At 33.4% G+C, this 13,599-nt stretch carries 11 protein-coding genes and 1 pseudogene; 10 read left to right on the plus strand and 2 right to left on the minus strand.

The window, feature by feature from the left end:
• Positions 1–138: transposase (locus BCAMP_RS02930; RefSeq protein ID WP_035313530.1), on the minus strand; the 138-nt coding region annotated here is incomplete at its 3' end.
• Positions 139–240: 102 nt separating this feature from the next.
• On the opposite strand from BCAMP_RS02930, the gene BCAMP_RS02935 reads away from it, so the two are divergent.
• The 8 genes and pseudogenes from BCAMP_RS02935 (at position 241) to BCAMP_RS02965 (ending at position 10,042) form a co-directional block, all read left to right on the plus strand.
• On the plus strand, positions 241–678 hold the full coding sequence (locus BCAMP_RS02935) for a hypothetical protein (protein WP_035313532.1): 438 nt from the start codon (positions 241–243) through the stop codon (positions 676–678).
• 229 nt (positions 679–907) lie between these two features.
• Positions 908–1,366, plus strand: coding sequence for a BREX-3 system P-loop-containing protein BrxF (gene brxF / locus BCAMP_RS02940; protein WP_035313534.1), 459 nt, complete (start codon positions 908–910; stop codon positions 1,364–1,366).
• 11 nt (positions 1,367–1,377) lie between these two features.
• Positions 1,378–4,242 carry a DUF6079 family protein gene (locus tag BCAMP_RS02945; RefSeq protein WP_198015686.1) on the plus strand — a complete coding sequence of 955 codons (2,865 nt, stop codon included), beginning with the start codon at positions 1,378–1,380 and terminating at the stop codon, positions 4,240–4,242.
• A 98-nt stretch (positions 4,243–4,340) separates the two neighbouring features.
• Positions 4,341–4,652: pseudogene (locus tag BCAMP_RS14605) on the plus strand (DUF6079 family protein); the annotation flags it as partial.
• Positions 4,607–5,104 carry a DUF6079 family protein gene (locus BCAMP_RS14610; RefSeq protein ID WP_035313535.1) on the plus strand — a complete coding sequence of 166 codons (498 nt, stop codon included), beginning with the start codon at positions 4,607–4,609 and terminating at the stop codon, positions 5,102–5,104. The pseudogene BCAMP_RS14605 and the gene BCAMP_RS14610, both read left to right, overlap by 46 nt.
• Before the next feature lie 7 nt (positions 5,105–5,111).
• On the plus strand, positions 5,112–7,841 hold the full coding sequence (locus BCAMP_RS02955; RefSeq protein ID WP_035313536.1) for a DNA methyltransferase: 2,730 nt from the start codon (positions 5,112–5,114) through the stop codon (positions 7,839–7,841).
• Between the two features lie 8 nt (positions 7,842–7,849).
• Complete coding sequence (pglZ, locus tag BCAMP_RS02960) at positions 7,850–9,316, plus strand: BREX-3 system phosphatase PglZ (protein ID WP_084038481.1); 1,467 nt, start codon at positions 7,850–7,852, stop codon at positions 9,314–9,316.
• Between the two features lie 12 nt (positions 9,317–9,328).
• Positions 9,329–10,042, plus strand: a complete 714-nt coding sequence (locus tag BCAMP_RS02965) for a hypothetical protein (protein ID WP_035313538.1) — start codon at positions 9,329–9,331, stop codon at positions 10,040–10,042.
• A gap of 280 nt (positions 10,043–10,322) precedes the next feature.
• Here the strand turns inward: BCAMP_RS02965 and BCAMP_RS02970 are convergent, their stop codons facing one another.
• The gene (locus BCAMP_RS02970) at positions 10,323–11,486 is read right to left on the minus strand and encodes a DUF3114 domain-containing protein (RefSeq protein WP_051456841.1); all 1,164 of its coding nucleotides are present in this window, start codon (positions 11,484–11,486) and stop codon (positions 10,323–10,325) included.
• A 238-nt stretch (positions 11,487–11,724) separates the two neighbouring features.
• On the opposite strand from BCAMP_RS02970, the gene BCAMP_RS12425 reads away from it, so the two are divergent.
• Complete coding sequence (locus tag BCAMP_RS12425; protein WP_051456842.1) at positions 11,725–12,504, plus strand: AraC family transcriptional regulator; 780 nt, start codon at positions 11,725–11,727, stop codon at positions 12,502–12,504.
• A 192-nt stretch (positions 12,505–12,696) separates the two neighbouring features.
• Positions 12,697–13,596 (plus strand): hypothetical protein, encoded by a 900-nt coding sequence (locus tag BCAMP_RS02980; protein ID WP_035313540.1) that lies wholly within the window; start codon positions 12,697–12,699, stop codon positions 13,594–13,596.
• The last annotated feature ends 3 nt before the right edge of the window (positions 13,597–13,599 follow it).

Genomic DNA, 13,599 nt, shown 5'->3' on the forward strand with positions numbered 1-13,599 from the left:
ATTTTTAATCCATTTATCTAATCCCGAAGGGGTTAAATCATATTCACGAGCAATATCAGCACGTGACTTTCCATTTTCATAAAGCTTCACCATTTGCAGTTTAAATTCAGGCGTAAATGTTCGACGTTGACGTGGCATAGTAGCACACTCCTTTTTTATTAGTAGTCTTAGTTTACAAGCCCTCATTTATTCTGTCTAACTTAGTGTAGCCTATCCATTTTACAAAATTCAGATATTCTTTTGAAGGACTTCAATGAACAAAAAGAAAATTTAGTAATTACACATAATAAAGCTAAAGATGTTGAAATAGAGCGATATTTTAATATTGATCACTTTTTTATTAAATGGCAAAATACTTATCCAGAAGTAATAGATCGAATTATTAGTAGTTTAAAGGAAAAGGAATTATTTGAAAAATTCTTCAAGATAAAATCCGAGTTAAGTAATTCCTTTATTTTTGATTTGGATATTAAGAAAGAAAAAGAAAAACTGAGTGATAAATATAAAGATTTTACGTTTACAGAGGATAAAATAAAAAGTATTTCATCTTCAATTTATTCATATGAGAAGTATCAGTTAGAAAAACTTGAAATAGAAATCTCAAAAGATAATAGTATCATTTCAGAAGCAGCACAGTTTAGATATATATATTTGGAATTACACTTAGAGAGCAAGTAGAAAAGTTACATTATGATAATGAATTATTATTAAGCTCATTAGACAACATAGGAATTAGATGAAAATTATACTGGATATATAGATTAGAATGCTTTCATCTAAATTATTACTCAGAAAAATTTGAATTGCTTTAAGAAGGTAACATTCAAAAAATAAACTATATTAGTCGTTATAGATGTTATAATAAGTACATGTGGTTTAAAAAGTAAATCTTATAGGTGGTGGCTGGATGGAAGATATTGAATGGTTAGTAAAGATGCTTGAAGAAAAAATAGAAGAAAAGAATTTAGATTATAATCGATTCATGGTTTTGTTATGGAATAATAATACCGAGATTAAACACCTTTTTGAAGAAATAGATTCGTCTATACTTAATATCAATGTAATCGTATCAGAGCAATTATTAGATATACCTTCTAAATTACAAGCTATAAAAACACAGCAAATTATCACTGAAGTTATTAGAAATAATCCTCAAAAGGTTATTGTTATTGATAATTTTGAGATATTATTTAGTCCAATATTAAAAGTTAAACCAATAGAATTATTTAGAGAACTGAGTCGTTATAAAACCATTATTGTTATTTGGCGTTATTCTTATGAAAATAATAGATTAGTTTATGCGGTCCCAGAACATATTGAATATCAGGAAGCACAGATAAATAAAAATGAAATGATTATCAATTAGGAGAATGAAGAATGAAATATAGAGATTTAGTTAATTTTGAACCAATAGATTCAGTCATCCAATTAACAGATGCAAACAATAAAGATAGAGCTCTTCACTTATTAGATACCTTTGTTATATCCGATAGAATGGCTGATACAATTAATAATACTATCATTAATCAGTTGCAATTTTCCAAACCCACAGATAATAAAGGATTGATGATTGTAGGTAATTACGGAAGTGGTAAATCTCATCTAATGAGTGTTATCTCTACAATTGCTGAGTATAGTGATTCAAGTCAGCGCCTTCAAAATGAAGCTGTTGCTGAAAAAGCACAGGAAATTGAAGGGGAATTTAAAGTTATTCGATTTGAAATCGGAAGTACAGAAATGTCATTACGAGAAATAATAACACAACAATTGGAACTCGGATTATTGGAGTTAGGAATTACTTTCGAATTTCCTAATGCCGATCAAATTGTTAGTAATAAAAATTCTTTACTAGAGATGATGTCAATTTTTAATGAAAAATATCCTGACAAAGGTTTATTACTAGTAGTTGATGAGTTACTAGATTATTTAAGAGGAAGAAAAGAGCAAGAGTTAACTTTAGATTTAGGATTTTTACGAGAAATTGGCGAAATTGCACACAATACAAGATTTCGATTTATTGCGGGTATTCAAGAAATGCTTTTTGATAACCCAAGATTTAGTTTTGTAGCGGATTCTTTGAGACGTGTAAAAGAGCGTTTTGAACAAGTAAGAATTGTGAAAGAAGATATTTCATATGTCATATCTGAAAGACTTTTAAAGAAAGATGAGAAGCAAAAAGCTCTTGTTAGGGAGCATCTAACTAGTTTCACTAAATTATACAGTAGACTAGCTGAAGATATGGATAAGTTTGTGGATCTTTATCCAATTCATCCAAGTTACTTAACTGCTTTTGAGAAAGTTCACAATATTGAAAAACGAGTAGCATTAAAAATCATTACTATGGAAATTCAGAAAATAATTGATCACGATGTACCAGTGGATAGTACAGGAGTAGTTGCATATGATAATTATTGGTCTTTTATTGAAGAGGATCCATCTAATAAAACTATCCCATCTGTTCGAGAAGTTTTAGAAAAAACAGCTATTTTAAAAGATAAAGTCAATTCATCATTTCCTAGTGATCGTAAAGGACAGATGTATAAAGATGTTTCGCTTCAAGTTATTAACGGGTTGGCGTTGAATAGACTAACAATGGATGATATATATAGTCCTGTCGGATTAACAGCATCAACGTTGAAAGATGATCTATTTCTTGTAATTCCAGGACAATTAGATTTTTTATTGGAGGACGATGATCCGTCAGCATTTTTAGAAACAAGTGTGTCTGTTGCAATAAAAACGATCATGGAAACTGTAAGCTATCAGTATATTTCAGTAAACCAAGAGAATGGACAATATTACCTTGATTTAAAGAAAGATATTGATATTGAGAGTTTAATTAGCGAGCGAACAGAAATCATAGAAAATGCTACTTTAGATAGTTACTATTATAAAATTCTACAAAATGCTGTTGCATTGGATGATAACACTTACGTTTCAGGCTATCGTATTTGGCAACATGAGTTACCTTGGGAACAAAGAAGGGTAATGAGAAGAGGATACCTTTTCTTTGGGTCACCTAACGAAAGATCTACAGCTCAACCAGAACGTGATTTTTATGTCTATATGCTGAGACCGTTTGAAAAAGTTCAATATAAAGATGAATTGAAATCAGATGAGGTATTCTTTGAACTTAGTTTAGAAGATAAAAATTTTAAAATGAATTTATTGAATTATGCTGCAGCTAACGAGTTATATAATGAAACTACTTCAGCTCAAAAAAGGTTATATAAAGACAAAATAGATAGTTATTTTAAAAAACTAAATAAATGGTTAACAGAACACTTTGTGAATGCATTTAAAATAACTTATAAAGGAAAAACAGGATACTTAAATGATTTTGGAATGTTCTTACCTCAAGAGGATAACGTTAAGTCTTTAGTCAATTTTTCTGCACAGGAATTTCTTGCAAAACATTTTTCTGAGAAGTATCCAGAATACCCAAGTTTTAGAAATTATAAACCAGGATTTATTTCTAGTAATAATATTAAAGGTGTTGCTTCTGACGCATTACAAAGAATAAATGGTAGAAACAGTATTCAAGGTGAGTCAGTTTTAGAAGGCTTAGTTCTTCTAAGTAATCAAAAGACAATTACTAGTGAATCTGTTACAAATTCAGCTTATGCACGTTGGATAGTTGAAACATTAGAAATAAAAGGAAATGGTAAAGTATTAAACAATGATGAATTTTTTAATATTAACGCTGTTCGTGGTGTTGAAGATCGTCGATTATCAAAATCCTTTGATTTGGAACCTGAATTAGTTGTTGTTTTACTAGGAGCTTTGTTAAGTACAGGGAAAATTGAAGTGAATATAGATGGAACAACATATACAGCAATGAATTTTTCAGAATTTGCAGTATTATCTATGGATAAGTTAACAAGATTTTCATATATTAAAAAGCCATCAGGATTGCCTTTAACAGAAATTAATGAAATTTTGCATTTATTTGGAGAATCAGCTCCAAATAATAATGAAGAAGTTTTAGAAGGTTCAATCCGCAGAATGAATTCTAAGCTTAATACTTCTATTGAAGAAGTGTTAAAAGTTAAACGTGACCTATCAATAGGATATCTTGTTGGTAATTTAGATGTTTTAGATAACAATACGAGAAGCGAATATGCAGATCAATTAGAGTCGTTTAAATTATTTTGCGAACAACTACTACGCTATAATAGTATTCCTAAAATGAAAAATTTAAATGTATCTATTTCTGAAATAGAAAAGCAAAAACAAAAATAAAGAACTTGTTGAATCATTAAATATTTTGAAAAAAAAATGTAGATGAAGTAAGTCAGTTAGTAAATTATCTTGATCAAGCAAAATATAGTTATGGACAAAATTCAGATTGGTCTAAAACTATTGATGAAACTGTATCTAAACTACGTTCAAATATTTCTGATGGACAATCATATATGTCTAATCTTTCTGAATTACGTCAATTAAAGGAAGAGTATATTACGCAATACTATATAATTCATGAACAATCAAGATTAACAGCGACTGAAGATAATAAAAAACAAGAAATATTACGCTCCCCACAATTAAATATGCTTCGACGCCTACAATCAAGTATATCTTTACTACCAGGAGAGCAGTTAAATACTTGGCAAGAAAATCTGGAAAAAAACAAAAAACATGTTATCAATTAAAGAAAACTGATTTAGAAACGAGTCCGACTTGTCCACATTGTAATTTTTTATTGAGCGCAGATAGACGTGATTCAAGAAATATTGTTGAGAATGCAATGTCTGAGCTAACTGATATTTATGATAACTGGCTAAATATTTTAGTAGATAATTTAAAACAGGATTCTATCCAAGAGGGATTATCTCTTTTATCCAATGATGAGCAAAAATCCGTTGAATTGTTAATATCTAGCAAAGAACTTCCATTACCATTGGATCAGAAATATATAGATATGATAAAAAACCTTTTTGATGGATTTGAAAAAGTAGAGCTATCTCAAGAAGATATTATAAAAATGCTTGGAAATGGTAGTCCTATGAGTGTTAATGAATTAGAAGGTAGAATTCGTGAATTGATAGAGACGGCTATTGATGGCAAAGATAAAGATAAAGTAAGAATAATGTATAAAGGATGATGATTTTATGGATCAAGATTCGTTGTTTGAAGAAGAAAATAGACCTGTCGAATGTTTGGGAATGACATTTGAGAGTGATAATGAGAGAAGAGAATATTTCAGAAATGAGTTGCGAAAAAAGTTACCAGACTTAAGAAGTATTGAGGGATTTCCTATTGGTGAAGATGAAGATATTATTGAGTTATCTGATCCACCGTATTATACAGCTTGTCCAAATCCATGGATGAATGAATTTGTTTCTAATAATAAACAAATTGATGAAGCCTATACCGAGTTAAAACCGTATACTGCAGATGTTAGCGAAGGGAAAAACGAACCCATTTATAACGTTCATACGTATCATACAAAAGTTCCTCCAAAAGCAATAATGAGATATTTGCTGCACTATACTATGCCAGGAGATTTTATATTTGATGGATTTTCTGGGACGGGTATGACTGGTGTTGCATCTAGTTATTTAAATATAGAATCTAAAGTGAGAGAACTTGGATATGATTTAAAAGATAAGCGAGTGGTCGATAGTTCTGGAGTAGTGGTAGGAAATATGGGCGAAAGAAATGTATTATTGCAAGACTTATCGCCACAAGCGACATTTATTTCTAGTTGTTTGAATAAACCTATTGATATTGAATCTTTTTTGAAAGAAGCCAATACTATATTAAATAATTTGGAAGAAAAATACAAAAATTTCTTTATAACTCACAGAGAAGAAAGGGAGTTTAAAGTAAATTATTGGGTATGGAGTGATGTGTTTGTATGCTCAAGTTGTAGTGAAGAAATAGTATTTTTTGATGCAGCTAGTGATGATGATGGGAAAGTACAGAAAGAATTTGCGTGTCCTAATTGTAAAGCAAGACTAACCAAGAATAAATTAAATCGTGCATTTGAAAAGAAACATGATCCAACTATTGATAAAATTGTTAATGAAGCTAAAAGGGTAATAGTCTTGGTGAATTATACAAATTATAATGGAAAAAAAATACTAGAAAGAGCGACAAAAAAGGATATTGAACTATTCAAAAAAATTGATTCAGAAGAAATTACAAATTGGTTGCCTACAAATGAAATCCCTAATGGAGATGAGATACCCAGAGTTAGGAGGCTAGGAATAACTAATGTGAATCAATTATATTTTAAAAAATCTCAAATCATACTATCAGATTTTAGAGAAAAGATAAATAATTCCAATAATAAAGACTTTTTATTATTATTATTTACTAGCCAATTAATTAATATATCAAAATTGAATAGATTTAGACCCGGAGTATCATTTCCATATAATCCAATGAGTGGGACTATGTACATAGGATCCCTTGTAAGTGAGTCTAATGTAATTGATGCTTATAGAAATAAACTAAAGAAATTTGAAAAAGCTTTTATTATAAAAAATAGAAATACAATGATTTCAACACAGTCCTCAACAAAAATTAATCTAAATGACAATAGTATTGATTATATTTTTACAGATCCTCCCTTTGGAGCTAATTTAATGTATTCAGAACTTAGTTTTATGTGGGAAACATGGTTAAAAATACAAACTAATACAGATAAAGAAACGATAATTAGTAAAAAACAAAACAAAGCGGTGGATGAATATTTAAGATTATTAACAGCTACATTTTCAGAGTATTATAGAATATTAAAACCTAATAAATGGATTACTGTCGAATTTAGTAATTCTAAAGCAAGTGTCTGGAATGCAATACAAGACGCTATGCAGAAATCAGGATTTATTATAGCTAATGTTTCAGCTTTGGATAAGCAACAGGGGAGTTTTAAAGCAGTTACGACTACAACAGCTGTTAAACAAGATTTAGTTATCTCAGCATATAAACCTTTAGAATCAAACATATCGAAAATTAAAGAAGCTAATGGGAGTGAAACTTCAGCTTGGCTATTTATAGATCAACATCTTTTAAAGCTACCTGTATTTGATGGGGAACGTGGAGAAGCAACTATTGTTACGGAGAGAACGCCTAGAATATTATTTGATAGAATGATTGCATATCACGTTCAATCGGGTATGGCAGTTCCAATCTCTTCTGCTGAGTTTCAGGAGAAAGTCGCTCAAAAATATGTTATGAGAGATGGAATGGTCTTTTTAGAGTCTCAAGTAGCTGAGTATGATAAGAAGAGAATTTTAGCGAAAGAATTTTCGCAACAGTCATTATTCGTCTCAGATGAAGGTAGTGCAATCGAATGGTTACGTCAACAATTGATGAAGAAACCACAAAGTAGACAGGATATTCATCCTCAATTTATGAAAGAAATTCAATATATTGCAAAACATGAGGAGCTCCCTGAACTAGATAATCTTTTGGCAGAAAACTTCTTGTTATATGATAGTGAAGATGTTGTGCCAGATCAAATTGCTGCTTATTTACGAAAAAATTATCATGATATGCGTGGTCTAGAAAATCAAGATGATAAGATGAAGAGTAAGGCTAAAAATAGATGGTATGTTCCTGATCCAAACAAACAAGCCGATTTAGAAAAATTAAGAGAAAAGAGTTTGTTAAGAGAATTTAATCATTACGTAGAAGAAGTTAGTGGAACTAAGAAGAAATTAAAACTCTTCCGTTCTGAAGCTATTCGAGCAGGATTTAAAAAAGCTTGGAGCGAAAAAGATTATCAAAAAATTGTAGACGTAGCAGAATATTTACCAGAAAAAATTATTCAAGAAGATGATAAGTTGTTAATGTTCCATACTCACGCATTAATGAGATTAGATATTTAGGAGGTTGTATGATGGATTGGGTAGAGAAAATAAAAAACATGTTCCCTAGAACAGGAGACTTTTATCTCGTAAAGGATTCGGATGGAATCCTAGATGATTCAAGTGTAATAGACATGTTTAGTAGGAATGATATTGACTATGTTGATTTTCTTGACCCAATTGTTTTTCGGCATACTTATGAGGCTACCTATAAATATGAAAGAACTAATACTTTGATAATTCGGACTGTGAACTATTCTGATATACCTTATGATGTCTATGCTGAGGCTTTTCAGATACAAATTAATTTAAAAGATTTAATAGCATTTTTGGATTACACAGCAATTAAAGAGTGTAAAATCGGACTACCTGAATTAATTGACATTGATTCCTTTCAATATAAAACTTTAAATTACGAAGAAACTAAGATATTGTTATCTAAAAAAAACAAACATGAAGATATGAAAGAGTATGTGTTGCCTGTAACAAATGATATAAAAACATTTGGATTAGCAGCTATGATTATTGGTCAATGGAGAAGTGGGGATAATACCTTAAATGAAAAGCAAATTTCAAGTATTAATAATGTTAATTCAAAATTTCAGAAGTGGTTAATTCAAAATTTTGATCAAACAGTCTCCTTACCATCGTACCCTAAACCCAAAATGGTTCATCAAATTCCCGATTTTATGAATCATAGTGATTATAGTCAAAAAAAAGCATTAATTGTAATGGATGGAATGAGTTTTACTCAGTGGAATATAATAAAAGACTATCTTGCAGATAATCAATTTAAAACAGAAGTTACTCCAACTTTAGCATGGGTACCTTCGATAACTTCAGTATCAAGACAATCTATTTTTTCTGGAAAACCACCGTTGAATTTTAGTGATACTATTAATACAACAAATTATGAAGAAATACAATGGAAAAGTTTTTGGATAGATAAAGGATTTGACAAGTCTGATGTTTTTTATCAAAGGGCTCTAGGAAGTGATAATTATTTAGAAATGGATTTACAGCATTTACTAAGAAATAAAAAAATTGTTGGTTGTGTGATAGATAGTATAGACAGATTTATGCATGCTGCTCAACAAGGTTTATGGTCCGTTCATTCTGAATTAAATTATTGGTTGAATAGAGGCTTCTTACTATCATTTTTAAAAGATTTGATTGAGAATGATTTTGAAGTATATATGACTTCAGATCATGGAAATATAGAATCCCATGGTGTTGGAAGGATTAACCAAGGTGTGTTAGCGAATTCAAAGGGAGAAAGAGTCAGAGTATATGATGATAAAAGTATACGAAATAGAACTAGAGAAGATTATTTTGAAGTAAGCGAGAATTGGGATAGCCAGTTTTTACCGCGGAATTATTATCCTTTAATTGCGAAAGAAAATTATGCATTTATCACTAAAAATGATAAAATTGTTGGGCATGGTGGGACAAGCATTGAAGAAGTATTTGTACCATTTGTTAAAGTAACAAGGTAAGGAATGAATAGAATGAGGAAAACAGTCGGTTTATTTCGCCCATTGAGATTTGACCACTTAGATTTAACAGCTAAGCTTTTAGTTAAGTATTCGATAACTGATACATTTGAAATATTAGATGATGTTTTAGCCAAAGAGTTTAAAGGTAAGGAAGGTCGCCGAAAGATAATAAATAATTTGACTAGAGTATGGTCAGGTGGTAAAAAGGAACCTTCCACTTTTCAAAAAGAAGTATTAGCCAAATATAATGCGTCAGATAAAAATGATAAGATTATCTATCAATATTTGATGACTTCTTTAGCATTTCCATTCTTTAGTGAAACGACAACATTTATTGGGAAATACTTAAAAATGTCTGATACTTTTAAATCTAGTGTTATTTTATCTGAAATGAGAAATTCCTATGGAAGTGCAGAGTCAGTTTATAAGGGAGTCAATGCTGTTTTAAATGGTTTGAAGAGTTGGGAGATATTATCAGAAGGAAGTAGTAAGAATCATTATGTTTTTAAGGAGAACTTATTAGAGATTAGTAATGAGTTTCAACTAAATCTCCTGGTACTTGTAGTTATTCAAAATTACGTGGGTGATTCATTAACTGTTGAACAAATTAACAATCATGCATCTATGTTTCCTTTTAGATATTTAATCCGAAAAGAAGATATAGTATCTTCTCAATTTGAAATTATTGAAGACAGACTTGATACTTATATTTCGATATTATCATAAGAGTAATATTTTAAAGAATGACTAGTCTATTTTATGGTGTTAATTGGTGTTAATTTTATCCAAAACAATGGATTTCTATCATTTAATAAACCATTTTATATTTCTTATGTATTGGAATAAAAGGGCTCATAGGTACTGAGTATCCTTTGTTTTTAAGTATAGAATTCTCAAAACGTTAATAGTTACATATTGCCGTTTCAAACACTTTCCAAGCAATTGGGAAGTGTTTTTTTGTCAAAAAAACCATCTGCCGCGAAGAAGCTGACAGATGGTTGTTGTTTTAGAGGCTGATGAGCTGTGAGAATAACCACAGGATTAGTAACAGTAAGCAGATACTGATGACATATAGCACCAAAGTAAGTGTGCGTCTTTTTTGGGAGTGTGGCAGTTGACGGTAAAAGCGGTGGAAGCCTTTGTTGCGTCGCTTGTTGCGGCAAAAGGCAACGAAGGCCTGGTACATGTCGTCCTGTTGTGCGACTGGAATCGTGTGCCAAGCGCTCACATCTCGCGGCCCGCGTTTGACTAAGTCCGCATAGTTGCCCGTTTTATTAAAATCACCTTCGCTTTTCCACAGCCGTGTCGCTTGTTTACGTAATAACGGATCAGCTGGATGTTGCACATCGAGCCATTGGTGACTCTGATCATTTTTTGAAACGTCATGATTTTGTCCGTGCGACACACCGTAATTAAAGGAGGCGGTGTTGGCGATATCGCGACAATTGGTTAACTCGTATGCAGTTGGATCCGATTGATAGTGCCCGTTCGCCAAGCGCGTGTAACAATTCCATTCACTCACAAAACGGCCGGTCGCAATCTCAACGATGAATTCAGCCATCCGGGCATTGTTATACGGCCGTGGTGCCGTGTTTTTTTGGGGGATTTGGAGCTTCATGTTGGCGGGGAAACGAAAGCCAGTCGCTGCCCGATTATGAAAATTAGCACCGGTTGTGTAATCACAAGTCAGTTTAAAAGCTATGAGATAGTGTTGTAATTTTTCATAATCCGTTTTTCCATCATAGTGTGTGCGAATGTAGGTCATATTATGCAAATCGATATAACTGCGAAATAAATGGAGCTTACGACCGAGCGGACTTGTGCCGAGACCCTCAGCCGTCGGAAAGGCGAGTTGCACACTGCGTCGTAATTTACTAAAAAAAAGCGCATGCGGCGGCAGTTCCGGATCAATACGATACGGCCCAGTCAGCTGCAAAAACTGGTGTTGATCAATCGTTGCCTCTAATTGATGTATTAAAAGCGTCAACTTCGAGGTGGCTGACAGGTGCAAGGCATCAAACATTTTTTCGTAAAGGGGCGAACCGATTAAAAAAAGGGAGTCCGCGAGGGTTGTGTCTGTTGGTTGCTGTTCGGTCGCTGTCCGATAGACTAATATCGCGGCTTCATCCCAACCGGCATTTGTAAGAAAGGTCTCATTATGTCTCGTCATTGGCATTCATCCTAACTGTGAGAGTGATGTGATACGTCTACTAAAAGAATAGCATATCTAATCGATAATATAAAAAAATCAACTCGGTAAGCAGTTATTAACAGCCTTATCCCCATCTGTTGACAAGGCAGCCTAGTTCAAGTTATCCACATGTGGATAAACAAGCGCTAAAGCTGTCTTTTCAGCTCGAACTATCATAAAATAAAAGGAGAGTGTTTTTTTGAGGAGGTGATAGCCTGTGAACTTAAATAAAGAATTGCTTGTGACAACGACGCGTCTGTCGTTAGAAACACTGGCATCGACTGATTTACAACTTAATAATGACTTAAAACTGCTGTTTGTTGTGGTAGGTCGCCTCGAATTGGTGACACAGGGGCGGCTGACAGCCGTTGAAACCGGTGAAATAGCGCTCGTGAATCGCGGTGAAATGGTGAGTGTTGAAGCGAGTGCAGACAATAGCGTGCTATCACTTGAAGTTGATACCGTTCAGTTGGAACCGTTCAGCGGCTTTTTTCAATTGACACAGCCGTTATCCCCTCGCTATTATCCGGATGTGCATCACCAACTGACGAAGCTGCTGGCCCGTCTTTATCTGGAACAAGCAGAGCGCGCGAAAGGGTATCGTTATGTGATAGAAGGTTACATTAGACTGTTACTTGGTGTTTTAGTGAGAAGTTTACCGTACAGCACAAAATTAACAGATGAGCAGCAGTCGCCAAGCCATTCGGTGCGAAATGACGCTATCGTCGACTATCTGCACCGTCATTACACCGAGAAAATTAGTCTGCAGTCATTAGCCGATCAGTTTTATATGAGTAAATTTTATTTGGCCCATCGTTTTAAAGCAGAACGAGGTCTTACAATCGGCAACTATATTAGAGAAATAAGACTGTTGAAGGGGATTCGGTTGTTAGAAGCAACCACCATGTCGATTAACGGCATTGCTCAAGCGGTTGGTTTTTCAACGGCGCGCGCTTCAGTGATTTGTTCAGAGAGCGTAACGGTATTAGTCCGTTAGCTTTTCGCAATCGAAAGCTAGCCTTAGCCAAAGAATCAGCAGCCGAAATCCCCCGCTTTGTAGAACAACGGTTAAGAGGTTATTTAACAAGTAATGAGGGTGATTTGGTCAAGCAACTGCCTGTGGATAAGCATGTGAAACGTCTGACTGTGACGAACGAACAGAAAATTTTGAGTAAGCAACGTTTTTTTTGTGAAACTTGATGTACTCGAGTTGAATGCCTCAATTGTCACACAATTACATCGGAGTGGAATCCGGTATGTGGCTGTTGACAACATTGTGGATAACTTTATTTTTGTCGATGACATCACGATTGATTATCAACGGATCGATCAACGCTTACGTCAGCTTTGTGCGGCTGGTTTTATCCCGTATTTCCAATGGCAGGTGTCCGATTGGCAAAGCTATCAATCTGCCAAAGTGAAGCTGACTTTTGCAACGATGATGGAACAGTTTGCTTATCATTTGCAACGGGTGCATCCTTTGACAGCGCAATGGGTGTTTGAGTTTCGTTGTTTCAATGAACAAGCCGATAGTAGCGCTTTAATTCAGGCGTTGGTCGATAGTGTTCGTTATTTTAAACCGATTGGTGAGGTGTTGCTTCATTTTCCGCGTTTTCCAGGACAGGAGGAACCACAAACTACAAAGGAGAAGACAATCAAAGTCATCGATGATTTTTCAGCAGTGAGAGACTTGCCTTATGAGGCGGCGCTGCGGTTAATTTCGGCACGCTCAATTATTGAAAAGATAGCGGAAATGAGCAATAGTCATGGCCAACAGCTTGTGTTACAACAATTGCGAGCGGCCGATAATGATGCATATTTTGCAAAACTGACGGAACTGACAATGGCTAACTACATGATTTGGTATTGTTTCAATCACCTGCAACAACATGAGCTTTACTATTTGCCGGTTTCATTGGATGGTCAACCGTTGTATCGAGATTTTCCACGTGAGTTATCACGTAAAATGGCATTGGCTTATCCTGATGGTCGGTTCAAACTGAATACTCATACCTATACATTATTGAATAAGCTATTTGAGACAGTCGTTTATCGAGATCAGCAGTGTATCGTAACGAAAAAAAAATGAAAA

Origin of the sequence: Brochothrix campestris FSL F6-1037, assembly GCF_000525915.1 — a bacterium.
In the GTDB taxonomy this organism is placed as follows: Bacteria; Bacillota; Bacilli; order Lactobacillales; family Listeriaceae; genus Brochothrix; species Brochothrix campestris.

Bases quoted from the DNA above. Each gene is read 5' to 3' on its own strand.
- brxF (WP_035313534.1), top strand. From the start codon at position 908: ATGGAAGATATTGAATGGTTAGTAAAGATGCTTGAAGAAAAAATAGAA.
- BCAMP_RS02945 (WP_198015686.1), top strand. From the start codon at position 1,378: ATGAAATATAGAGATTTAGTTAATTTTGAACCAATAGATTCAGTCATC.
- BCAMP_RS02955 (WP_035313536.1), top strand. From the start codon at position 5,112: ATGGATCAAGATTCGTTGTTTGAAGAAGAAAATAGACCTGTCGAATGT.
- pglZ (WP_084038481.1), top strand. From the start codon at position 7,850: ATGATGGATTGGGTAGAGAAAATAAAAAACATGTTCCCTAGAACAGGA.
- BCAMP_RS02965 (WP_035313538.1), top strand. From the start codon at position 9,329: ATGAGGAAAACAGTCGGTTTATTTCGCCCATTGAGATTTGACCACTTA.
- BCAMP_RS02970 (WP_051456841.1), bottom strand. From the start codon at position 11,486: ATGACGAGACATAATGAGACCTTTCTTACAAATGCCGGTTGGGATGAA.